Annotated in this window: 23 protein-coding genes; 11 read left to right on the forward strand and 12 right to left on the reverse strand. The window is 68.6% G+C overall.

Annotated elements, in window-relative coordinates:
- The first annotated feature begins 84 nt into the window (after nucleotides 1–84).
- From WDU99_RS05565 to WDU99_RS05580, 4 genes are read left to right on the forward strand one after another with little or no spacing between them, the layout of a single operon-like run.
- Entirely contained in the window at nucleotides 85–951 is an 867-nt protein-coding gene (locus tag WDU99_RS05565; RefSeq protein WP_337331450.1) for an enoyl-CoA hydratase, read from the forward strand.
- Nucleotides 948–2,117 (forward strand): acyl-CoA dehydrogenase family protein, encoded by a 1,170-nt coding sequence (locus WDU99_RS05570; protein ID WP_337331451.1) that lies wholly within the window; start codon nucleotides 948–950, stop codon nucleotides 2,115–2,117. Before WDU99_RS05565 ends, WDU99_RS05570 begins: the two co-directional genes overlap by 4 nt.
- Nucleotides 2,117–3,082 carry an acyl-CoA dehydrogenase family protein gene (locus WDU99_RS05575; RefSeq protein WP_337331452.1) on the forward strand — a complete coding sequence of 322 codons (966 nt, stop codon included), beginning with the start codon at nucleotides 2,117–2,119 and terminating at the stop codon, nucleotides 3,080–3,082. Before WDU99_RS05570 ends, WDU99_RS05575 begins: the two co-directional genes overlap by 1 nt.
- Nucleotides 3,082–4,182 (forward strand): acyl-CoA dehydrogenase family protein, encoded by a 1,101-nt coding sequence (locus tag WDU99_RS05580; RefSeq protein WP_337331453.1) that lies wholly within the window; start codon nucleotides 3,082–3,084, stop codon nucleotides 4,180–4,182. The genes WDU99_RS05575 and WDU99_RS05580 overlap by 1 nt, the downstream gene beginning before the upstream one ends.
- A 9-nt stretch (nucleotides 4,183–4,191) precedes the next feature.
- Here WDU99_RS05580 and WDU99_RS05585 read toward each other — a convergent pair whose 3' ends face one another.
- The 3 genes from WDU99_RS05585 to WDU99_RS05595 are packed head-to-tail and all read right to left on the reverse strand — an operon-like array spanning nucleotide 4,192 to nucleotide 5,989.
- Nucleotides 4,192–4,635: a nuclear transport factor 2 family protein gene (locus WDU99_RS05585; RefSeq protein WP_337331454.1), complete on the reverse strand. Its 444-nt coding sequence runs from the start codon at nucleotides 4,633–4,635 to the stop codon at nucleotides 4,192–4,194.
- The gene (locus WDU99_RS05590) at nucleotides 4,632–5,249 is read right to left on the reverse strand and encodes a gamma carbonic anhydrase family protein (RefSeq protein ID WP_337331455.1); all 618 of its coding nucleotides are present in this window, start codon (nucleotides 5,247–5,249) and stop codon (nucleotides 4,632–4,634) included. Before WDU99_RS05590 ends, WDU99_RS05585 begins: the two co-directional genes overlap by 4 nt.
- Entirely contained in the window at nucleotides 5,249–5,989 is a 741-nt protein-coding gene (locus WDU99_RS05595; protein WP_337331456.1) for an SDR family NAD(P)-dependent oxidoreductase, read from the reverse strand. The genes WDU99_RS05590 and WDU99_RS05595 overlap by 1 nt, the downstream gene beginning before the upstream one ends.
- Nucleotides 5,990–6,041: 52 nt before the next feature.
- On the opposite strand from WDU99_RS05595, the gene WDU99_RS05600 reads away from it, so the two are divergent.
- Nucleotides 6,042–6,509: a VOC family protein gene (locus tag WDU99_RS05600; protein WP_337331457.1), complete on the forward strand. Its 468-nt coding sequence runs from the start codon at nucleotides 6,042–6,044 to the stop codon at nucleotides 6,507–6,509.
- Here WDU99_RS05600 and WDU99_RS05605 read toward each other — a convergent pair.
- The gene (locus tag WDU99_RS05605) at nucleotides 6,473–7,372 is read right to left on the reverse strand and encodes an aldo/keto reductase (protein ID WP_337331458.1); all 900 of its coding nucleotides are present in this window, start codon (nucleotides 7,370–7,372) and stop codon (nucleotides 6,473–6,475) included. The two genes, WDU99_RS05600 and WDU99_RS05605, sit on opposite strands and share 37 nt — an antisense overlap.
- Nucleotides 7,369–8,091, reverse strand: coding sequence for an SDR family NAD(P)-dependent oxidoreductase (locus WDU99_RS05610; protein WP_337331459.1), 723 nt, complete (start codon nucleotides 8,089–8,091; stop codon nucleotides 7,369–7,371). Before WDU99_RS05610 ends, WDU99_RS05605 begins: the two co-directional genes overlap by 4 nt.
- Before the next feature lie 88 nt (nucleotides 8,092–8,179).
- Here WDU99_RS05610 and WDU99_RS05615 point away from each other — a divergent pair, with 88 nt between their 5' ends.
- The gene (locus WDU99_RS05615) at nucleotides 8,180–9,049 is read left to right on the forward strand and encodes a CoA transferase subunit A (RefSeq protein WP_337331460.1); all 870 of its coding nucleotides are present in this window, start codon (nucleotides 8,180–8,182) and stop codon (nucleotides 9,047–9,049) included.
- Nucleotides 9,046–9,798 (forward strand): CoA-transferase subunit beta, encoded by a 753-nt coding sequence (locus WDU99_RS05620; RefSeq protein WP_337331461.1) that lies wholly within the window; start codon nucleotides 9,046–9,048, stop codon nucleotides 9,796–9,798. The genes WDU99_RS05615 and WDU99_RS05620 overlap by 4 nt, the downstream gene beginning before the upstream one ends.
- Nucleotides 9,799–9,804: 6 nt before the next feature.
- Here WDU99_RS05620 and WDU99_RS05625 read toward each other — a convergent pair whose 3' ends face one another.
- Complete coding sequence (locus tag WDU99_RS05625) at nucleotides 9,805–10,413, reverse strand: TetR/AcrR family transcriptional regulator (RefSeq protein WP_337331462.1); 609 nt, start codon at nucleotides 10,411–10,413, stop codon at nucleotides 9,805–9,807.
- A 116-nt stretch (nucleotides 10,414–10,529) separates the two neighbouring features.
- Here WDU99_RS05625 and WDU99_RS05630 point away from each other — a divergent pair, with 116 nt between their 5' ends.
- Nucleotides 10,530–12,131, forward strand: coding sequence for an AMP-binding protein (locus WDU99_RS05630; protein WP_337331463.1), 1,602 nt, complete (start codon nucleotides 10,530–10,532; stop codon nucleotides 12,129–12,131).
- A 69-nt stretch (nucleotides 12,132–12,200) separates the two neighbouring features.
- Here WDU99_RS05630 and WDU99_RS05635 read toward each other — a convergent pair whose 3' ends face one another.
- Complete coding sequence (locus WDU99_RS05635; RefSeq protein WP_337331464.1) at nucleotides 12,201–13,421, reverse strand: acetyl-CoA C-acetyltransferase; 1,221 nt, start codon at nucleotides 13,419–13,421, stop codon at nucleotides 12,201–12,203.
- Nucleotides 13,418–14,236 (reverse strand): SDR family oxidoreductase, encoded by an 819-nt coding sequence (locus WDU99_RS05640; RefSeq protein ID WP_337331465.1) that lies wholly within the window; start codon nucleotides 14,234–14,236, stop codon nucleotides 13,418–13,420. The genes WDU99_RS05635 and WDU99_RS05640 overlap by 4 nt, the downstream gene beginning before the upstream one ends.
- A gap of 73 nt (nucleotides 14,237–14,309) precedes the next feature.
- On the opposite strand from WDU99_RS05640, the gene WDU99_RS05645 reads away from it, so the two are divergent.
- From WDU99_RS05645 to WDU99_RS05655, 3 genes are read left to right on the forward strand one after another with little or no spacing between them, the layout of a single operon-like run.
- Nucleotides 14,310–15,143 (forward strand): SDR family NAD(P)-dependent oxidoreductase, encoded by an 834-nt coding sequence (locus WDU99_RS05645; RefSeq protein WP_337331466.1) that lies wholly within the window; start codon nucleotides 14,310–14,312, stop codon nucleotides 15,141–15,143.
- On the forward strand, nucleotides 15,140–15,691 hold the full coding sequence (locus WDU99_RS05650) for a nuclear transport factor 2 family protein (protein WP_337331467.1): 552 nt from the start codon (nucleotides 15,140–15,142) through the stop codon (nucleotides 15,689–15,691). The genes WDU99_RS05645 and WDU99_RS05650 overlap by 4 nt, the downstream gene beginning before the upstream one ends.
- On the forward strand, nucleotides 15,688–16,173 hold the full coding sequence (locus WDU99_RS05655) for a nuclear transport factor 2 family protein (protein WP_337331468.1): 486 nt from the start codon (nucleotides 15,688–15,690) through the stop codon (nucleotides 16,171–16,173). Before WDU99_RS05650 ends, WDU99_RS05655 begins: the two co-directional genes overlap by 4 nt.
- Before the next feature lie 72 nt (nucleotides 16,174–16,245).
- Here WDU99_RS05655 and WDU99_RS05660 read toward each other — a convergent pair whose 3' ends face one another.
- The 4 genes from WDU99_RS05660 to WDU99_RS05675 all read right to left on the reverse strand — a co-directional run bounded on the left by WDU99_RS05660 (nucleotide 16,246) and on the right by WDU99_RS05675 (nucleotide 20,957).
- Complete coding sequence (locus tag WDU99_RS05660) at nucleotides 16,246–16,965, reverse strand: ABC transporter ATP-binding protein (protein ID WP_337331469.1); 720 nt, start codon at nucleotides 16,963–16,965, stop codon at nucleotides 16,246–16,248.
- A complete protein-coding gene (locus WDU99_RS05665; protein WP_337331470.1) occupies nucleotides 16,958–18,775 on the reverse strand; it encodes a branched-chain amino acid ABC transporter ATP-binding protein/permease in 1,818 nt (605 codons plus the stop codon). Before WDU99_RS05665 ends, WDU99_RS05660 begins: the two co-directional genes overlap by 8 nt.
- 2 nt (nucleotides 18,776–18,777) lie before the next feature.
- Nucleotides 18,778–19,635 (reverse strand): branched-chain amino acid ABC transporter permease, encoded by an 858-nt coding sequence (locus WDU99_RS05670; RefSeq protein ID WP_337331471.1) that lies wholly within the window; start codon nucleotides 19,633–19,635, stop codon nucleotides 18,778–18,780.
- A gap of 101 nt (nucleotides 19,636–19,736) precedes the next feature.
- Complete coding sequence (locus WDU99_RS05675) at nucleotides 19,737–20,957, reverse strand: ABC transporter substrate-binding protein (protein ID WP_337331472.1); 1,221 nt, start codon at nucleotides 20,955–20,957, stop codon at nucleotides 19,737–19,739.
- Between the last annotated feature and the right edge of the window lie 14 nt (nucleotides 20,958–20,971).

Consider the following 20,971-nt stretch of genomic DNA (forward strand, 5'->3'; position numbering starts at 1 on the left):
GTGGTCTTCGGCATCCCGTTCACGTATAGTATCAACTAAACCAAGCGATTGTTTGGTTGGCTGCAGTTCAGAGAGGAACACGTCATGACCGTCGAGACCGACGACGCCGTGGTCACCTACGAGGTGAGCGGATCGACCGCGATCATCCGGTTGAACCGCCCCCAGTATCGCAACGCCCAGAACTCCAAAGTCACCTACGCGCTCGACGCCGCCTTCACGCGCGCCGTCGACGATGACGCGGTGAAGGTGATCGTGCTGGGCGGCAACGGCAAGCACTTCTGTGCCGGCCACGACATCGGCACTCCTGAGCGCGACATCGACCAGACCTTCGAGCGCAAGGCCGTGATCTGGTGGGACCACGTCGGCGCCCAGGGCGTCGACTCGCGCTTCGCCCGCGAGTCTGAGGTCTACCTCGGCATGTGCCGACGGTGGCGCGAGATCCCGAAGCCCGTCATCGCGATGGTGCAGGGCGCCTGCATCGCCGGCGGCCTGATGCTCGCGTGGTCGTGCGACTTCATCGTCGCCGCCGACGACGCGTTCTTCCAGGACCCGGTGGTGTCGATGGGCATCCCCGGCGTGGAGTACTTCGCACACCCGTGGGTCACCAACCCGCGGGCGGCGAAGGAGATGCTCTACACCGGCGATCGGATGCCCGCTGCGCGCGCCCACGAGCTGGGCATGGTCAACCACGTCGTCCCGCTCGATGAGCTGGAGCAGCGCACGCTGGAACTCGCCGAGCGCATCTCCCGGATGCCGCGGCTGGGCCTCGCACTCGCCAAGAAGGCCGTCAACCAGGCCGAGGACCTGCAGGGCATGCGTGCCGGCATGGACTCGGTGTTCGGGCTGCACCACGCCGCCCACGCCCACAACGCCGAGGTCGGCGGCGACTCGCTCGGCGGCGTCGACGTGAAGTCGATCAAGGCAGACACGTCGGACGGAGCCGCACGATGAATCTCGATCTCACCCCCGAGCAGGAGGCGTTCGCCGCCGAGGCGCGCGCCTGGCTCGCCGAGAACACCCCGAAGACCCCGCTGCCCTCGATGGACACCGAGGCGGGCTTCGCAGCCCACCGCGAGTGGGAGGCGAAGCTGGCGGAGGGCCGCTGGTCGGTCGTGTCGTGGCCCGAGCAGTACGGCGGGCGCGACGTCGGCATCACCGAGTGGGTGCTCTTCGAGCAGGAGTACTACCTCGCCGGCGCCCCCACGCGCGTCGCACAGAACGGCATCTCGCTGCTCGCCCCGATCCTGTTCGAGCACGGCACGCCGGAACAGCACGAGCGCTACCTGAGCCCGATGACCGACGGCTCGCTGATCTGGGCGCAGGCCTGGTCGGAGCCGGGGGCCGGCAGCGACCTGGCGGCGATCCGGAGCACGGCTCGGCGCGACGACGAGCGCGGCGGCTGGGTGCTCAACGGGCAGAAGATCTGGAGCTCGCGGGCCGTCTGGGCCGATCGCGGCTTCGGGCTGTTCCGCTCGGACCCCGACGCGCAGCGTCACCGCGGTCTCACCTACTTCCTCTTCCCGATGGACGCGGAGGGCATCACCGTCCGCGCGATCGCTCAGCTGGACGGCACCACCGGATTCGCCGAGATCTTCTTCGACGACGTGTTCGTGCCCGATGAGGACGTGCTCGGCGCCCCCGGAGACGGGTGGCGTGTGGCGATGAGCACCGCGGGCAACGAGCGCGGCCTCTCGCTGCGCGCGCCGGGACGGTTCATGGCCGCCGCCGAGCGACTCATCGACCTGCAGAACACGCAGCAGCAGCGCCACGAGGACGACGCGGTCGTCGACGCCTGGATCGGCGCCGAGGCGTACCGCCTGTTCACCTGGCAGACCGTCAGCACCCTGCTCGAGGGCGGCTCCGTCGGCGCCGAGGGCAGCATCAACAAGGTGTTCTGGTCGGAGCTCGACGTGCGCATCCACGAGGCGGCCTTGCGCATCCTCGGTCCTGAAGGCGAGCTGCGCGGCGCGTCCGCCGTGGACGGCGGACGCTGGGTGGACGACTACCAGTTCTCCCTCGCCGGCCCGATCTACGCGGGCACGAACGAGGTACAGCGAAACATCATCGCGGAGCGGATCCTCGGGCTCCCCCGCGGCGGAGACGGAAGGCGCGCCTGATGAGGTTCCTGCCCACAGAAGAACAGATCGCGTTCGCCGAGGCGATCGATGACATCGTCGAGGGTGCCGGCGGTGCGGACGTCGCACGCGCCTGGGCCGACGGCGACACCGCACCGGGTCTCGCACTCTGGGAGCAGTTCGCCGAGCTCGGACTGCTCGGACTGCGCATCCCCGAGGACGAGGGCGGATTCGGCGGCAGCCTGAGCGACCTCGTCGTCGTGTTCGAGCGACTCGGTTACCACGGCGTCCCCGGCCCCTACCTCGAGTCGGTCGCGCTGCTGCCCGGACTCGTCGACGCCGACACGCGCGGCGAACTGGCAGCCGGCGCCATCGCGACGGCATCCGTCGACGGCGTCGCACCCGCGGCCCTCGACGCCGGCGTCGCCGCGCAGTGCTACCTCGTCCGCGACGGCGCCCTGCACCAGGGCTCGGTCACGGAGGAGCTCGAATCGGTCGCGCCGACCCGCCGCCCGGCCCGCCTGTCGCCCGAGGGCGACGGCACGCCGCTCGACCCCGCCGCGCTCGCAACGGCACTCAACGAAGCTTCCCTCGCCGCCGCCGCGATGCTCGTCGGCGCCGGAGAGCGGATGCTGGAGGAGGCCGTCTCGTACGCGAAGGTCCGCGAGCAGTTCGGTCGCCCGATCGGCGAGTTCCAGGCGCTCAAGCACCAGCTCGCGGACGTGCGCGTGGCGCTGAGCTTCGCTCGCCCGCTGGTGTGGAACGCCGCGCTGCGCGCCTCGGAGGCAGACGCCGACCGCGCGGTCTCCGCCGCCAAGATCTCGGCCTCCGAGGCGGCGGTGCTGGCCGCCCGCGTCTCGCTGCAGGTGCACGGGGCCATCGGCTACACCGCCGAGCACACCCTGCGCATCTGGCTCGGTCTCGCCCCCGCGCTGTCGGGCGTGTGGGGCACGCCGGCCGCGCACCGCGCGCGGATCGCCGCCGATCTGCTGTCGAAGGAGCAGTGATGTCGTTCGAACCCGATGAGGATCAGCAGGAGCTCGTGGCGCTCGTCCGCGACATCCTGCAGCAGCGTGCCGACGGCGCGGCCACGCGCCGCGCGATCGCGAGCGCCGAGCGCTTCGACGTCGACCTGTGGCGCCTGCTGTGCGAAGAGGTCGGGATCGCCGGCATGGCCATCCCGGAGGAGTACGGCGGAGCCGGGTTCACGGTGCGCGAGCAGCAGCTGGTGCTCGAGGAGATCGGCCGAGCGCTGGCTCCCTCCCCCTACCTCGGCTCGGTGGCGATCGCCGCGCAGGCGATCCTCGCCTCTGGTGACGACGACGCCTGCGCCCGGCTGCTGCCCGGCATCGCCGAGGGCACGTCGTCGGCCGCACTCGCCTGGGCCGACGAGAACGGCCGATTCGCCGCCGGCGTGACCGCCGCGGACGACGGCGGCTGGACCCTCACCGGCGCCAGCGGCTTCGTGCTCGACGGCGCGACCGCCGACCTGCTGCTGGTGATCGCCGAGACCGCCGCGGGCCCTCGCCTGTTCGAGGTCGTCGATGCGGATGCGGTGGTCCGCGAGGACGTGCCGACGCTGGATCTGACGCTGCGTCTGGTCACGCTGCGCTTCGACGGCGTCGCGGCACGACCGCTGGGTGCCGCGGATGCTGAGGTCATCGAGACCGTGCGCGCCCTGGCGCTCGCGGCGATCAGCGCCGTGCAGGCGGGAACCGCCGCACGTGGCCTCGAGATGACCGTCGAGTACTCGCTGCAGCGCGTACAGTTCGGCCGCCAGATCGGCTCGTTCCAGGCGATCAAGCACCGTCTGGCCGACATGCACGTGCAGGCCGAGATCGCCCGCACCGCCTCACGCGCAGCATCCGACGCCCTCGCGTCCGGCGCGGACGACCGGCTCCGCCTCGCGGCGATCGCGAAGGCGACCTGCTCCGAATCGCTGGCGCACATCGCATCGGAGACCATCCAGCTGCACGGCGGCATCGCCATCACCTGGGAGCACGACGCGCACCTGATCTTCAAGCGCGCACATGCGCTGGGGCAGCTGCTGGGGACCGCCCGCGAGCAGCGCGAGCGCGCCGAGGAGTGGGCGCTCGCGCGGCTCTGAGCGAGCGTGTCACCGCCGGAGCGGTGTGGTCTCGGTCCAGTCCGTGTACTTGCGCCGCTCCCGGAACATCCAGCCGTCGTCCGTGCGGACGAGGTCATCGTCGTAGCGATCCGCGAGCGTGAAGCGCACCCGCCCCTCAGGCGTCTCGCTGATGTGGTGAGCCATGCAGCGCGTGTAGGCGTGGGCGACGTCACCGTCGACCTCGACGAGGCTGGGAGCGAGCACGTGCCCGGTGGTCTCGAAGTCGGTGAGCGCGCCGAAGGCGGCGATCAACTCGTCGCGTCCCTGCGGGGCCTCGGCGGGATCCTGCGCGCGCGGCCGGAACAGCAGCATGCGACCATCCGGCACGAACAGCCCGACCATCTCGTCGAATCGCCGCTCGTCGGCGAACCGCGCGTAGTGGGCGATCACGCGCGTGATCGCCCACCAGTCGTCGTGATCGGGTGAAGTCATCGCCCTGCCGCCGCCCGCCGCTGGTGCAACGGGATCGCGGCGCCCTCATGCCAGCTCGTGCGGCGACGGTGCTCCTCCGGCTGGGTGAGCGGGGTCGCCGGCCGCAGCGTCTCGCGGCTGCGCTGGGCGAGCTGCTGGTAGAGGTGAACGCCGTTGCGCTTCCAGGCGAGCGCCTCGTCGTCGAGCGGTCCGAGGACCTTCGCCGGAGCTCCGAGCACCTTCGATCCCGGCGGCACGACCGTGCCGGCCGTGACGACCGCACCTGCGCCGACCAGCGAATCCGCCCCGATCTCGGCACCGTCGAGGATGGTCGATCCGATGCCGATCAGCGCGTAGGAGCCGATGCGGCATCCGTGCAGCACGACGGCGTGTCCGATGTGACTGTTCGGCTCGAGCACGGCGTCCGCGCCGGGGAACGCGTGGATCACGCAGGAGTCCTGCACGTTCGAGCCCTCGCCGACGATGATGCGCCCGAAGTCACCGCGCAGGCTCGCGAACGGCCCGATGTAGCAGCCGGGGCCGATGATCACGTCGCCGATGAGGCTCGCCGTCTCGTGGACGAACGCGGTCGGATCGACCACCGGCGTGACGCCGTCGAACTCGTACGCGGGCATCATGCCACCTGGCCGCCGTCGATGACGAAGTCCTGGCCGGTGCAGTAGCTGCTCGCGTCGCTCGCGAGGAACGCGACCAGTCGCGAGACCTCCTCGGGACGCCCGGCGCGCGGGATCGGGATGCGCGAGATGAACCCGACGCCGGCGCGGGCCTCATCCGACATCATCGGGGTGTCGATCGCGCCGGGGCAGATCGTGTTGACGCGGATGCCCGTGCCGGTGAACTCGCGAGCGAGCGACTTCGAGACCCCCCGCAGCCCCCACTTCGAGGCCGAATAGGGCACCCGGTTGGCGTAGCCGGCGACACCCGCGGTCGAGGCGATGTTGATGATCGACGCTCCCTCTCCCATGAGGGGCTGCATCGCCTGCACGCCGAGGATCGGCCCGACGAGGTTGACGTCGATCGTGAGACGGATGACCTGCTCCGAAGTCTCGGCCAGCGGCCCCTCGGGGCAGAAGCCGGCGTTGTTCACGAGCACGTCGACCCGACCGAAGCGCGCGCAGGAGACCTCGGCGACTTCGGCCCAGGCCGCGGCGGACGACACGTCGTGTGCGATGCCGACGGCGCGGTCGCCGAACTCCGCGGCGAACGCGACCACAGCATCGCCGTCGAGATCGGTGAGCACGAGGTCGGCGCCGAGCGCGTGGAACAGCTCGGCGTGCGAGCGGCCCTGTCCGCCCGCCGCGCCGGTGATGACGGCGACCACTCCGGTCAGGTCGATGATGGGTGTTGCGTTCATGGGATTCCTCCGGGATAGTCGGCTACTAGACAAGCGCTTGTTTGGAGTTCTGATGACAGCCTTCCACCACATCGGCATCACTGTGAGCGACACCGAACGGGCCCTGGCGTTCTACGCGGGGGTGACGGGCGGCGCGGTCACAGGCCCGCTGGTGAAGAGCGGCCCTGCGGTCGAGGCCGCGACCGGCCACGCCGGGGCGGAGATCCTGCTCAGCTTCGTCCGACTCGCGGACGGCGTGATGCTGGAGCTCGCGGAGTACCGCGGCATCGGCGAGCGGCGGATCGACCCGGACACCGGTCATGCGGGGGCGGCGCACCCGGCGATCGTGGTCGACGACATCGAGGCCGGCGTGGCGAGGGCCGCACACCTCGGTCATCGGGCGCTGTCCGAGGTGATGACCGCGACCTCGGGCCCGATGGAGGGCTTCCGCTACGTGTACGTGCTCGGTCCCGATGACGTCAGAGTCGAGCTGCTCGAAGCCCCTCACGGCACGACGACCGCAGACGTCGCCTCCGGCTGATCGCCGACGGATGCCAGAAGACGGCGGTCCAGGTCGTCGAAGACGATCTCGGGCGCGCGGGCCGAATCGCGCACGCTCTCGGGCCTGCTGGCGCCGGGGATGGGGATCATCGCCGGGCTGAGCTCCAGCAGCCACGCCAGCGCGACGCGCTGGGGACTCACATCGTGCCGCTGCGCCACCCGCGCGACGGCGTCCGCCGTGTCGCCCACACCCTTGGCCGCGGCACGCCCGCCCAGGGGACCCCAGGCGAAGAACGCCAGTCCGCTCCGCTCGCACATGCGCAGCACCGGATCGTTCTCGCGCTGCGTCACGGAGTACTCGTTCTGCACGCTGACCAGGTCATCACCGAGGATGTCGATGGCGGTCTGCAGCTGCTGCGTGTTCACATTGGACACCCCGACGCGTGCAGCGACGCCGTCATCGACCAGCTGACGCAGGGCGCCCATCGACTCGGCATAGGGCACGGTCGGATCGGGGCGGTGATGCTGGAACAGCGGCAGGGCGTCGAGACCGAGCCGGTGCGCGGAGTCGCGCGCCGCACGGGCGAGATGTTCCGGAGTCCCATCCACCCACCAGGTGCTCTCCGGACCGCGCGTGTGCCCGCCCTTGGTGATGATCACGACACGATCGAGGGCATCGGGGTGGCTGCGCAGCGCCGAGATCAGTGCGCGCTCGTTGACCCCCATCTCGCTGGACGGTCCGTAGGCGTCAGCGGTGTCGAACAGAGTGATGCCAGCATCCACGGCGGCATGGACAGTGCGCACACCCTGCTCGGTGTCGGCGTCGGGTCTCTGCGTGATGGTCATCGCGCCGAGGCCGATGGCCGAGACGCGCAGGTCTCCGAGTGCGCGCGTGGCGATCACTTCCCCACCACCGTCCAGCCGCCGTCGACGGCCAGGCACTGCCCGACCACATGAGTCGCGTCGCGCAGCATCCAGACCACCGCCTCCGCGATCTCGTCGGGCGCGGCCAGCTGCCCGCGCGGGGTGCGCTCGACGGCGGCGGAGAGGTCGTATCCGCCGGCGACGAGGCTCTCCACCATCGGAGTGAGCGTGTGCCCGGGCGCGACGGCGTTGACGCGCACGCCGAGTGGCGCCCATTCGACGGCCAGGTTCTCCATCAGCTGGCGCTCGGCCGCTTTGGCGGTGCCGTAGTCGGTCTGCGATGCCCAGCCGCGGTAGGCGGTGGTGGACGAGATGAGCACGATCGATGCGGGCGCGCCCTCGATGCGGCGCACCAGCGCGCGGGAGACGGCGAAAGTTCCGATGACATGGACGTCGAACTGGCGACGCAGACTCTCCACCTCCATCTCCAGCGCCGGCACGAATGCGCCCCGGATGCCGTGGCAGGCGACCAGCCCGCCGACCGCACCGCGTTGCCAGGCCTCGGCGACAGCCGCCTCGACGGCCTGCTCGTCGCACAGGTCGACCGCGATGGAGTGCACGCCGTCGCGGGTGCTCGGCGTGAGATCGAAGACCGTGACCTGCAGCCCGCGCTCCAGCAGCCTGGCTGCGACGGCGTCGCCGATGCCGCTCGCGCCGCCGGTCACGATCACATGATCCGTCATCACCTGTTCAGCCATCACAGCTCCCTTGCCGTCGTCACTTCCCGACATGCTACTGTGATTCCCAAACAAGCGCTAGGTTAGCGTTTCGCGCGAAGGGGCGACGATGACGGACAAGCGGACGACGCTGCAGGAGGCCGTGGCCGGGCTGGAAAGCGGCATGACCATCGGCATCGGCGGGTGGGGGTCGCGGCGCAAGCCCATGGCGCTGGTGCGCGAGATCCTGCGCCGGGACGACCTCACCGACCTCACCGTGGTCGCCTTCGGCGGCCCCGACGTCGGGCTGCTCGCAGCCGCGGGGCGGGTGCGACGCCTCATCTACGGGTTCGTCTCGCTGGACAGCATCCCACTCGACCCGAACTTCACTCAGGCGCGTGAGAAGGGCGTCATCGAGGTCGAGGAGTACGACGAGGGCATGTTCGTCGCAGGCCTGCGCGCGGCATGCGCACGGCTCGACTTCCTGCCGATCCGTGCTGGCATCGGATCGGACGTCATGGCCGCGAACCCGCATCTGCGCACCGTTCGCTCCCCCTACTCCACCGAGGAGTACGTGGCCATGCCCGCGTTCGACATCGACGTCGCCCTGGTGCACATGAACCGCTCGGACGAGCAGTGCAATGCGCAGTACCTCGGACCCGATCCCTACTTCGATGACCTGTTCGCCATGGCCGCCAAGCGCACGATCGTCTCCGCAGAGAAGATCGTCCCCACCTCGGACCTGCTCTCCGAGGGGAGCTTCCACACTCTGCTGTTCAGCCGCATGTACGCCTCGGCCGTGGTCGAGGCGCCGCGCGGCGCCCACTTCACCACGTGCGTCCCGGACTACGACCGCGACGAGGCCTTCCAGCGCCACTACGCCACCGCAGCCAAGGATCCGCAGGCCTGGGCGGACTTCGAGCAGACGTTCCTGCGCACGGACGAAGACGGCTACCACGCCGCCGTCGCACAGTTCCACGCCGACCGAGGAGAGTCATGAGCATCGATGCCACCATCGCCGAGGTCTGCATCGCGGCCTGCGCGGACACCTACCTGGAATCCGGTGAGGTGCTCGCACACGCCGTCGGAATCATCCCCGCGCTCGGCGCTCGCCTCGCCAAGCTCACCTCGGCTCCCGACCTGGTGCTCAGCGACGGTGAGGCCTTCTTCCTCAGCGGCCCGCCGATGCCGGGCGACCCCGAGCGGGAGGAAGCCTCCATCGAGGGATGGACGCCCTTCCGGCGTGTGTTCGACATCCTCGCCTCCGGCCGACGACAGAGCATGATGGGGGCCAGCCAGATCGACCGCCATGGCAACCAGAACATCTCGCTGATCGGCGACTGGTCGCGCCCGACCCGGCAGCTGATCGGCGTGCGGGGCGTGCCGGGCAACACCGCCAATCACCGGGTCGACTACTGGGTCGCGCGCCACAGTGCGCGCATCTTCGTCGAGTCGGTCGACATGGCATCCGGCGTCGGCAACGACCGCGCGCGCGCCGCCGGCATGAAGTACCACCACCTCGGCGTCATCGTGACGAACCTGGCCGTTCTCGACTACGCAGCCGACGGCACCGTCAAGGTGCGCTCGATCCACCCAGGCGTGGATCCGCAGGAGCTGGCCGAATCCACCGGGTTCGCCCTCGACGTCCAGGATGCTCCGCCCACGCGCACCCCCGACGCCGAGGAGCTTCGCCTCATTCGAGACGTGCTCGACCCTCGCGGCACCCGCACGCGGGAAGTCGCGAACTGACCGGGATCAGTCCGCGAGAAGGCCGTGATGGAGAAGATCGAGGAACGTGGCCGTGAGGCTCTCCACGGAGTGCCCGCGCCCCGGCCGATACCAGCCGACCGTCGACCACATGGCGTCGCGCAGGAAGCGGTAGGCGACCGCGACATCGAGGGACTCGCGGAAGTCGCCCACCTTCTGCCCCTCTCGCAGCTGATCGATCCAGAGCGCCTCGATGAGTTCTCGCTTCTCACCGAGGAACTCGAAGCCGGCCTGACCGGTGAGGAACGACAGCTCGTTCTGGTAGAGGCCGACCGCATCGGGCTGGCTCGTGATGATGACGAAGGCATGCTGAACGAGGCTGTCGACGGTCTCCCTCGGGCTGCGCCCCTCGGCGACGATCCCCTCGAATCGCTCCAGGAGTCGCTCAAGGAATCCGCGCAGGATCTCCTGCAGGATCGCCTCCTTGGAGGGGAAATGATGATACAGACTGCCAGACAGGATGCCGGCCTCGTCGGCGATGTCGCGGACCGTCGTGCCGGAGTAGCCCTGCTTGGCGATGAGGTGCGCGGCGATCGTGAGGATCTGGTCGCGTCTGTCGGAGTGCTCGTTCCGGTCGCCGCGGACGGTTGGTGCCATTGCTGCTCCTTAGTCGACCGACGCGCCGCTTCGGGCGCTCGATCAATCTTGCACGACCGGCGCCGGTTACCGAAACGACGCGTCGGAGTGTACGCATGATAGTGGAAAGGACCCCTATGGCCATCTCTTCAGCCAAGACAGTGCCCGCGCTTCTCGAAGACAAGGCCGCGCTCGGCGACCACCTGGCGATCGTCGACGGCGAGGTGACGATCGGCTACGCCGATCTGCATCACCGTGTGCGCTCGGTGGCCCGCGCATATCTGGCGCAGGGGATCGTGCCGGGTGACCGCATCGGGCTATGGGCGCCCAACCGCTACGAGTTCATCCTCGCCATGCTCGGCGCACAGTACGTCGGCATCGCCGTCGTGCCGCTGAACACCCGCTACACGGGGCACGAGGCCGCCGAGATCCTGGCGCGGTCGCGGGCCTCCGGGCTGGTGCTCGCCGACGGATTCCTCGGCAAGTCGTACAGCGATGCGCTGCGCAGCGCCGCGGCCGAGCGCGGCGACGAGGGCGCGAGCATGCCCGGACTGCCGCACCTGCGCGCCGTCGTCACACTCGACGGCTCCAGTGAGGCGCACCTCATCGCATGGGCCGACTTCCTCGCAGTGGGCGCCGAGGTCGACGAGCAGGCGGTGACCGAGGCCGCTGCGGCGGTGCGCCCGGATGACATCATGGACGTGCTGTTCACGTCGGGCACGACCGGCGTTCCCAAGGGCGTGCTCACCGCACACCGGCAAACGCTGGCAGTGTCGCGCGCCTGGGCGCTGGGTGCAGAGCTGGTCGCCGACGACCGCTACGCCATCGTCAATCCGTTCTTCCACGGTTTCGGATACAAGGCCGGCATGATCTCGGCGCTGATGGCGGGAGCGACGATCTACCCTCTCGCCGTCTTCGACGCCGATGTGCTGCTGGAGCTCATCCAGCGTGCCCGCATCAGCGTGCTGCCCGGCGTGCCCACGATCTTCACTTCGCTGCTGGACCACCCCCGGCTGGCGGAATACGACCTTTCCTCGCTGCGGTTCTCGATCGCCGGCGCGACGGCGGCGCCCGCGACCCTCTTCCACGACATGGTGAACATCCTCGGATTCAAGACCGTCGCGCAAGCGTACGGCCTCACCGAGTGCGTCGTGGCGACGATGTCGCGCTACGGCGAGTCGCTCGAGCACGCGGCGCAGACCACCGGCCCCGCTGTCGAGGGGATGGAGATCCGCGTCGTCGACGAGAATGGCGAGGATGCGGGCATCGACTCCGACGGCGAGATCCTGCTGCGCGGCGACAGCGTCATGCTCGGTTACTTCGAGGATCAGGAGTCGACCGATGCCGTGATCGACTCCGACGGCTGGTTCCACACCGGCGACGTCGGCCAGCTCGACGAGCACGGCTGCCTCAAGGTCACCGATCGCCTGAAGGACATGTACATCGTGGGCGGTTTCAACGTCTACCCGGCCGAGATCGAGAACGTCCTGCGCAAGCACCCTGCGGTCAATGAGTCCGCGGTGATCGGGGTAGAGGACGCACGGCTGGGAACGGTCGGCCGCGCCTACGTGCTGCTGCTGCAGAACGCCGAACCGCGCCCGGACGCCGCAGAGCTGGAGGAGTTCTGCCGTCGGCATCTGGCGAACTTCAAGGTGCCCCGCGAGTACATCCTGGTCTCGGACTTCCCGCGCAATGCGCCGGGCAAGATCCTGAAGTCGGAACTGCGCGCGCAGGCCTGACACCCGCGACAGCAGGAGAAACGGCGGTGCCTCCGAGGAGGCGCCGCCGTTCTCCTGCGACGTGGAGCGTCAGCTGAGGCGCTCGAGCACCATCGCCATGCCCTGACCGCCGGCCGTGCACATCGTCTCGACCGCGAACTGCTCGTCGCGCTCGCGCAGTGCGTTGATAGCCGTGGTGGTGATGCGGGCACCGGTCATGCCGTACGGGTGGCCGAGCGCGATCGCGCCACCGTTGACATTGACCTTCTCAGGGTCGATGCCGATGTCATCGATCGACGGGACGACCTGGGCCGCGAAGGCCTCGTTGATCTCGAGGATATCGATGTCGCCGATGGACATGCGGGCGTTCGCCAGCGCACGCTCGACAGCCTGCACGGGACCGAGGCCCATGATCTCGGCCGACAGCGCTGAGACTCCGGTCGACACGATGCGCGCGAGCGGGGTGAGACCGAGTTCGGCGGCACGGGTGTCGCTCATGATGACGAGCGCTGCAGCGCCGTCGTTGAGGGGGCAGCAGTTGGCTGCGGTGACCGTGCCATGCGGACGGAACACCGGCTGCATGGTGCTGACACCCTCCAGGGTGACGCCGGCGCGAGGCCCGTCGTCACGGGAGACGAGGGTGCCGTCGGTCAGGCGCACCGGGGTGATGTCCTTTTCGAAGAATCCGCGGGCAATGGCCGCTTCCGCCCTGTTCTGGCTGAGCACCGCCCACTCGTCCTGGGCCCGCCGCGAGACACCGCGGTACGAGGCGACGTTCTCGGCGGTCTCACCCATTGAGATGTAGATGTCGGCCAGCTCGCCCCGCTCGCGCGGATCCGACCAGACGAATGAGGGGTCCTCGGCGTCGCGCGCGGTGCGCGCGGCTCCCTCCGCCCAGCGCGGGTTCTTCGTGTCCGGCATCCCGTCGGACTTGCCGGAGCCGAACTGCGAGACGGTCTCAACGCCGGCCGAGATGAAGACATCGCCCTCTCCCGCCTTGATGGCGTGGAAAGCCATGCGAGTGGTCTGCAGCGACGAGGCGCAATAGCGATTGACAGTGGTGCCGGGCACGTCGTCCCAGCCGAGCTGCAGCGCAGCCATGCGGCCGATGTTGTATCCCTGCTGCCCCGCCGGCTGCGCACAGCCGAGCATGAGGTCGACGATCTCGTTGTGGTGCAGCCCTGGAACCGCGTCCATGGCCGCCTGGATCATCTGGACGACGAGGTCGTCGCCTCGCATGTCCTTGAGCGAGCCCTTGAATGCGCGGCCGATGGGCGAGCGCGCGGCCGAGACGATGACGGCGTCGGTCATGTTGTGGTTCCTCCGGTGTCGGTCACGCGGTCGGCCTGCTGCACGATGTCCGCGTTGGGGGTGTGGCTCAAGAACGCCGGCCATTCGCCGCCGCCGTCGACAGGGATCACCGCACCGGTGACGTGCGCCGACAGCGGCGAGGCGAGCATGACGCAGACGTTGCCGAGCTCATCGGGCGAAGCCATGCGCCCTCGCGGGATGGTGCGCGCCACCTGCGCGTACTGCTCGGCGGTGCCGTAGTGATCCACCGCGCTCTCGGTGGCCACGAGCCCGCTGCTGACCGCGTTCACGCGGACTTCAGGGGCCCACTCGACGGCGAGGCTGCGCGTCAGGCTCTCCAGCGCCGCCTTGGCCGCGCCATACATGGCGGTGCCGGGGCTGGGGCGTCTGGCGCTGATGGATGTGATGTTGATGACGCTGCCGCCGGTAGCGAGCAGGTGCTCGAAGGCGGCACTGGTTGCAACGGCCGCCGAGAGGAAGTTGATCTCGGTGATGGCCTGGAAGTACCGGGGCGATCCGGCCTCGAAGCGGCCGAACGGCGAGCCTCCGACATTGTTGACGAGCACGTCGAGGCGTCCATGGCGTGCTGCGATGTCGGCGATCCATGCCTGGTTCTGGGCAGCGTTGCGGACGTCGACGGCTGTGAACCGCGCGGCTCGCCCACCGCGCTGCGGAAGCTGCTCCGGTTCGGTGCGTCCGCAGAACTCGACATCGGCGCCGGCGGCGAGGAACGCCTCCACGACGCCGCGGCCCACTCCGCGGCCGCCGCCGGTGACCGCGACGACTCTACCCGCGAAATCGATGGCCAGACTCACATCCGTCTCCCTTGATCGTGGCGCCTCGATGCGCGACCTGTCAATCGTACCAACCAAATGCTAGGTTTGTCGCATGGGTCACAATGATGTTCCTCAGCGGCACCCGCGCACGGTCGTGGTGACCGGCGGCGCACTCGGCATCGGCGGCGGCATCAGCCGGCGATTCGCCGGCGATGGCGACCATGTCATCCTCCTCGACGTCGACGGCGAGGCCGCGACCGCCACGGCGGCCGAGATCGAGGCGGCGGGAGGCAGCGTCACCGTCCTGGTCGGCGACATCATCGCCGATGAGACCGTCACGCGCCTCGCCCAGCATGTGCAGGCGGAGCACGGTCACGCCGACGTGCTGGTCAACAACGTCGGCGACTTCCGTCCCGCGAAGTCGTTCTTCGCGAAGAGTCCGCCCGAACAGTGGCGCCGGCTGCATGAGATCAATCTCTGGCACGTGCTGACGGTCACCCACGCTCTGCTCCCCGGCATGCTCGCCGCCGGCGCGGGCAGCATCATCAACGTGTCGACCGTCGAGGCGTTCCGCGGCATTCCCGGCAACGCCGTGTACTCGGCGTACAACGCGGGGGTGTCCGCGTTCACGAAGAGCCTCGCTGTGGAACTCGGACCATCGGGCATCCGGGTCAACGCGATCGCTCCCGATCTCGCCGACACTCCGCAGACCACTGCGGAGCTGATGCTCGCCGGGCGCGACCCGGCGCTGCTGCGCTCCTGGCTGCCGCTCGGCCGATTCGGCCGGCCTGAGGACTTCGCGGGGGTCGTGGCTTTCCTCGCCTCTGACGATGCGGCGTTCATCACCGGCCACACCGTGCCGGTCGACGGGGGCACGCTCGCGGCATCCGGGTGGTACGGCAAGGCGGCCGGCCGGGGCTGGACCAACATGCCGGATCAGGCGTGAGCGCGCCCGACGACGCCGCTGCGCTCGGGGAGCTCACCGACCGCCAGCAGATCCACGATCTGGTGCTGCGCTACTGCTCGGCCGTCGATCGTGCCGACTACGACGGCGTCCGAGCCGTCTACGCCCGGGACGGCGTCGACCACCACACCGGCTTCTCCGGCCCGGCTGACGAATATGTCGCCTGGCTGCGCGTGCGCACAGCCGGGTTCGACGGCAGCATGCACCTGGTCGGCAACCACCTCGTGGAGCTCCTCGGTGACCGCGCCTTCGCCGAGACCTACGGCACCGCGGTGCACTGGGGAACGCCTCGCGACGATGAGTCGCTGAACTTCACCAGCGGCTTCCAATATCTCGATCATCTGCGCCGCGATCCGGAGGGCTGGCGAATCGTCGAGCGCATCGCGGTCAGGCAGTGGACGAGATCGGATGCCGGCCGTCTGCGCGACCCGGAGGGCGACGGCCCACGGGGCAGCCGCGGACCGGATGATCCGTTCGATGGCGCACGCGACCGCGTGCGACGCATCGCCGCCGAGGAGAGGACACGATGACCGCAACCATCGAGGAGCGTCTGCGGGCGCTGGAGGACCGGCTCGAGATCATCGAGCTCGAAGCGACGTACGCCCGGTCCTTCGACGAACACGACGGCACGACGTGGAGCGGGCTGTTCACCGACGACGGGATCTACCAGTCGCGTCCGGTGGACGACGCTCCCCCGGTGACCTTCGTGCAGGGCAGGGCTGCGCTGGCTGAGTACTGCCGCACGGCGCCGTTCGACGGCATCCACTTCCTGCACCTGCCGCAGCTCTCCTTCGACGGCGACACCGCGACGGCGCGCATCCACCTCGAGTTCCACGGTTCGTGGGGCGCCGACGCAGGCGCACCGCGACTCGCGATGCAGGGGTATTACGACGTCGCATACCGACGGGTCGACGGCCGCTGGCGCATCCGCCACCGCGTGACGACGGCGTTCAGCCGTGAGCAGCGCACTGTCATCGGCTACCCGCCGCGGCCCGGTCTGCCGACGCCCTGATCTGCGCGAGGCGAAGGGGAGGGGAGGAGCCGCGGCTCCTCCCCTCCCCTTCGCGCGATCACGGGGATGCCGTCAGGCGGCGGCCCCGAAGTACGCGTTCTGCAGATCCTCGATCGTGATGTCAGCGGCCGCACCGTGCAGCGTCGTGCGCCCCATCTCGATCACCGACACCTCGTCCGCGATGGCCACCGACTCCTGGACGGCCTGCTCGACGAGCAGGATCCCGAGCCCGGTGTTCTTCAGCTCGTGGACCCGCTCCATGACCTCCTTGACGATCACGGGGGCGAGTCCCTGACTCGGCTCGTCGAGGATGAGCAGCTTCGGCTTCGCCATCAGCGCCTGCCCGATCGCCAGCATCTGCTGCTGTCCGCCCGACATGCTCGCCGCCGGCAGCGCCCGCTTGCTGCCCAGGATCGGGAACAGCTGGTAGATCTCCTCGACCGAATCCGCGAGGGCGCGCTTGCTCATCTTGCGCGAGAACCCGCCCAGCAGGAGGTTCTGCTCGATGGTCAGCTCACGGAAGACCTTCTTGCCCTCCTGAACGTATGAGATACCCTTCGCGACGCGTTTGTGCGGCGCGTCCGCCAGGGGTTCACCGAGGTAAGAGACACTTCCCCCTGACATCCTGTTCAGCCCGGTGATCGCGCGCAGCGTGGTGGTCTTTCCCGCACCGTTGCGCCCCAGCAGCACGGTGATCTCACCCGCGCGGACGGTGAGAGATACGTCCCGCACGACCGTCAGATCTCCGTAGCCGGTCTTCAGGCTCGCCACCTCCAGCAGCACTTCACTCATGGTCGCCGCCTCCTGCCGCGCTCGCCTCGACAGCCACGCCGAGGTACTCCTCCATGACACGCGGATTGCTCTCGATCTCATCCGATGTGCCGTGTGCCATCACCGATCCCTGCGCGAGCACGTAGATGTCATCCGCCACGCGCAGCACGAGCTGGAAATTGTGCTCCACCAGGATGACCGTCATCCCGGCATCGCGCAGACGCCGGACGAGCTGCTCGAGAACTTCGAGCTCGTCCTCGTCCAGTCCGGACGCGACCTCGTCCAGCAGCAGCACCTTCGGCGAGCTGACCAGACTGCGCGCCACCTCGAGGAGGCGACGGTTGCCCAAGGGAAGCGAATCGGCCATCTCATCACGATGTTCGCTCAGACCCACGAGGGCGAGTGCACGCTCCGCCTCGTGCCGGTCGGCACGACGCTCGCGCCAGTACGACGGCAGGCGCAGCACCGACGGCAGCACGCCTGCCCTGCCCGCGGCGTAGCGACCAGCCTCGACGGCCTCGAATACCGTCAGCTTCTCGGGCACGTTCGGCGTCTGGAAGGTGCGGGAGACTCCCGCGCGCGCAACCTGATAGGAAGGCAGCCCCTGGATCTCCGCGTCATCGAGCGAGATGACGCCCGCGTCCGTGCGGTAGAAGCCGGAGATCATGTTGAGCAGCGTCGTCTTGCCGGAACCGTTCGGACCGATGATCGCCGTGATCTGTCCAGGCTCCGCATCGATCGAGACTTCGGCGAGCGCCTGATTGCCGCCGAACGCCTTCGAGACCCCGGCTGTGCGCAGGTGCGCTCCCTGGAGCGGCTCCACCTCCGCGGCGGCGGCCTGCTCGACGGAGATGCGCTGCTTCTTCTTCGCTGCGATATCGGCCTTGCGGACCAGCTTGCGGATGAGGCCGGCCAGGCCGCCCGTGAAGGCGACGCCGCCGATCAGCAGGAAAGCACCGGAGATGATCAGTCCGTACTGCTGGAAATTGGTCGACTGGTTCATGCCGAACTGCAGCACGGTGGCACCGATCAGCGCGCCGTAGATGCTCGCCGAGCCGCCGAAGATCGAGGCTGCGAGCACGGTCATCGCGAATGAGAAGGCGAAGGCCTCTGGCGAGATGAACAGGTCGAGGTTGGCGAACAGCGCACCGGCGACGCCCGCGGGAAGTGCGCCGATCGCGTAGGCGGTGAGCTTGGCGCGGAACACCGATATGCCCATCGCTGAGGCGAGCACCGGGCTCTGCTTCAGCACCCGAAGCGCCGTACCGTGCTCCGACATGATCAGGTTGCGCATGAGCGCGAAGACCACGATCGTGACGCTGACGATGATGAGGTAATAGGTCTGCCCGTCGATCATCTGACCGAAAGACGTCGCCGGCATGATGCCGGCCAGACCGTTGCGGCCACCGGTGTCGGTCTTGAAGATCGAGAGGACGTCCGGGACGATCAGGATGAGGAAGAACGAGGTCATCGCCAGCGACCAGCTGCCCAGACGCAGTCCCGGGATGCCCGAGATGAGGCCGATGATGAGCGCCGCGCCCGCCCCGATCAGGATCTGCAGCCAGATGTCGGTGACCCCGGCCTTGTTGGAGAGGCCCGCCGCATAGGCGCCGGCCGCGTACATCGCGGTCTGCCCCATGGCGAGCTCGCCGGCGTATCCGAGTGACAGGTTCAGCCCCACGACGATGAGCGCCAGGATCAGCGTCAGTTCGATCTGCCGAGTGACCGCGTAGTTCATCCCGAGCGTCGGGAGCAGCAACAGGAGCACACCGCACGCCAGCGGCCAGATCCAGCCCGGGACGGCACGCAGCCGAAGCCAGAGTTTCGACATTTTCACACCGTCCGTTCCACGCGACGGGTGAACAGCCCCGTCGGCTTGACCATGAGAATCACGATGAGGATGAGGAAGATCGTGATCCCGGCGAAGTCGGCACCGATGTACCGCGTCGCGAGAGCTTCGGCAAGCCCGACGATCAACCCTCCCACCAGAGTCCCCCCGAGCGAGCCGAACCCGCCGATGGCGAGGACGACGAAACCCTTGAGCGCGAGTGATGCACCCAAGGTGGCGACCGCATAGGTCTTCGGGCCGATGAAGACGCCGAGGAATCCTGCGAGCACACCGGTGAAGATGAAGGCCATCAGCGCGAAGCGGCGCACGTTCACACCCCGGAGCTGGGCGGCCTCGCGATCCTCGCTCATGCCGAGCATCGCGATACCCGTCATGCTGCGCTTGGCGTACTGCGTGAGCACGACCACGAGCACGATGACCAGCACGATCAGGGCCAGCTCGACCGGATACACGCGTCCGCCGAGGAAGGTGAGGACCTCGTCCCCCATGAAGAAGGGGACTCGCTTCGGCTCGCCGCCCCAGATCACCTGAGCGACGCCCTCCATGATGATGGACGCGCCGAGAGTCGTGACCAGCAGGTTGTGCGGATCCTTGACGGGGCGGATGGCGATGCGCTCCTCGAGCGCCGCGATCGCACCGATGACGACGGCGGAGACGAGCGCCACCAGCCACCAGGGCAGGCCCATGACCGCGATGCCCATGTATGCCATGAAGGCACCGAGCATCATCAGCGCGGCCTGTGCGAAGTTGAAGGTCTTCTGAGAGAGGAAGACGATGTTGTATCCGATCGCCACGAGCGCGTAGATCGCTCCCAGGGCGAGACCGGACCAGATGATGGTCATTGCGGTCGGGTTCCTTCCATCACATCTAGGGCTTGGTGTGCCGACGGCTCGGATCCGAATCGAGATCCGAGCCGTCGGCGACAGCGGTCAATCCGCTGTCATCAGGGCTGGAACTGGCCGTTGACGAGCTCGCCCGGTGGGATGAAGGCGAACTGGTCGGGTGTGACGTGCGGACTGTGCAGATCGGCGGTGAAGGCGTAGTTGCCGAGGATCGCGGTGCCCGCGGACTTCTGCACCTCAGGATCGATCATCGCAGTGACGAGCGCATCGATGTCGTCGACGCCACCGGCCTTCTCCGCCGCGGCCTTGAACAGCAGCACCGAGTCGTAGTTGTAGGCAGTGATGAGCGAGGAGCGGATGTCCCCGGCGGCGACCATGCGCTCGACCGCTTCATTGACGACCGTGTCGTCGGGGTTGTACTGCGTGCTGGTGTACACCTGCATCGTCAGGTTCTTCACCTGGTCGGTTCCCAGCACTCCGTCCGGTGCCGGACGCGCGATGAGGCCCGTCGCGGAGACCGAGGTGTTCCCCATCACGGGGATGTCCCAGCCGAGCTTCTCGAGGCTCTGCAGCACATAGCCGAGCGGAGCGCCGTATGCGTCGAGCACGAGCACCTCAGGATCACCGGACTTCAGTGCGGACAGCTGCGCAGTCATGTCCAGCGCGGCGTTGTCGAAGCCCTGGTTGCCCGTGACCTCGAAGCCCTCCTCGGACAGCATCTCCTCGGCCTGCTGTCCGAAGAGCTCTCCGTAGGCGCTGGATCCGTGCAGCACGGCGACCTTCTCATAGCCGCGCGCACCGACCTCATCGACGAACGATCCCAGGTAGTCGGGAACAGAGGCGCTCAGGTCGAAGCTGTACGGGTTGACCTTCGGGTCGCCGGAAGTGGCGGTCGGACCGATGTTGAACGAGAACACCTTGTTCTGCGTGAGGATCGGCAGCATCGCCTCGGTGATGGTCGAGGGTCCGGAGTTCATGACGAGATCGGGCTTCCCCTCGGTGGCGATGTACTCGCGCAGCTTCGTGACAGCGACCGTCGGATCGGCGTTGTCTTCGAGGTGGGTGATCTCGACCTCGCGGTCGAGGATGCCGCCCATGTCGTTCACGGCGTCGACCGAAGCCAGCGCAGCGGTGACCGCCGTCGTGGCGTTGTCGCCGAGGATGCCCTCTGCCCCCAGGCCACCCAGGACCACCACCTGGATCGGATCGTTCTCACCGCCGCCGGAACCTTCGTCGCCACCCGCACCGCCGGAGCAGCCAGCCAGCACAACCGTCGACACCACGAGCCCTGCGGCGGCTGCCGCGAGTCTGCCGATTCGCATATCCGTACCTCTCA

This window comes from Microbacterium bandirmense (genome assembly GCF_037204185.1).
Taxonomy (GTDB): Bacteria; Actinomycetota; Actinomycetes; order Actinomycetales; family Microbacteriaceae; genus Microbacterium; species Microbacterium bandirmense.

Coding starts and splice junctions, on each gene's coding strand:
- WDU99_RS05565 (WP_337331450.1), top strand. CDS start 85: ATGACCGTCGAGACCGACGACGCCGTGGTCACCTACGAGGTGAGCGGA.
- WDU99_RS05570 (WP_337331451.1), top strand. CDS start 948: ATGAATCTCGATCTCACCCCCGAGCAGGAGGCGTTCGCCGCCGAGGCG.
- WDU99_RS05575 (WP_337331452.1), top strand. CDS start 2,117: ATGAGGTTCCTGCCCACAGAAGAACAGATCGCGTTCGCCGAGGCGATC.
- WDU99_RS05580 (WP_337331453.1), top strand. CDS start 3,082: ATGTCGTTCGAACCCGATGAGGATCAGCAGGAGCTCGTGGCGCTCGTC.
- WDU99_RS05585 (WP_337331454.1), bottom strand. CDS start 4,635: ATGACTTCACCCGATCACGACGACTGGTGGGCGATCACGCGCGTGATC.
- WDU99_RS05590 (WP_337331455.1), bottom strand. CDS start 5,249: ATGCCCGCGTACGAGTTCGACGGCGTCACGCCGGTGGTCGATCCGACC.
- WDU99_RS05595 (WP_337331456.1), bottom strand. CDS start 5,989: ATGAACGCAACACCCATCATCGACCTGACCGGAGTGGTCGCCGTCATC.
- WDU99_RS05600 (WP_337331457.1), top strand. CDS start 6,042: ATGACAGCCTTCCACCACATCGGCATCACTGTGAGCGACACCGAACGG.
- WDU99_RS05610 (WP_337331459.1), bottom strand. CDS start 8,091: ATGGCTGAACAGGTGATGACGGATCATGTGATCGTGACCGGCGGCGCG.
- WDU99_RS05615 (WP_337331460.1), top strand. CDS start 8,180: ATGACGGACAAGCGGACGACGCTGCAGGAGGCCGTGGCCGGGCTGGAA.
- WDU99_RS05620 (WP_337331461.1), top strand. CDS start 9,046: ATGAGCATCGATGCCACCATCGCCGAGGTCTGCATCGCGGCCTGCGCG.
- WDU99_RS05625 (WP_337331462.1), bottom strand. CDS start 10,413: ATGGCACCAACCGTCCGCGGCGACCGGAACGAGCACTCCGACAGACGC.
- WDU99_RS05630 (WP_337331463.1), top strand. CDS start 10,530: ATGGCCATCTCTTCAGCCAAGACAGTGCCCGCGCTTCTCGAAGACAAG.
- WDU99_RS05635 (WP_337331464.1), bottom strand. CDS start 13,421: ATGACCGACGCCGTCATCGTCTCGGCCGCGCGCTCGCCCATCGGCCGC.
- WDU99_RS05645 (WP_337331466.1), top strand. CDS start 14,310: ATGGGTCACAATGATGTTCCTCAGCGGCACCCGCGCACGGTCGTGGTG.
- WDU99_RS05655 (WP_337331468.1), top strand. CDS start 15,688: ATGACCGCAACCATCGAGGAGCGTCTGCGGGCGCTGGAGGACCGGCTC.
- WDU99_RS05660 (WP_337331469.1), bottom strand. CDS start 16,965: ATGAGTGAAGTGCTGCTGGAGGTGGCGAGCCTGAAGACCGGCTACGGA.
- WDU99_RS05665 (WP_337331470.1), bottom strand. CDS start 18,775: ATGTCGAAACTCTGGCTTCGGCTGCGTGCCGTCCCGGGCTGGATCTGG.
- WDU99_RS05670 (WP_337331471.1), bottom strand. CDS start 19,635: ATGACCATCATCTGGTCCGGTCTCGCCCTGGGAGCGATCTACGCGCTC.
- WDU99_RS05675 (WP_337331472.1), bottom strand. CDS start 20,957: ATGCGAATCGGCAGACTCGCGGCAGCCGCCGCAGGGCTCGTGGTGTCG.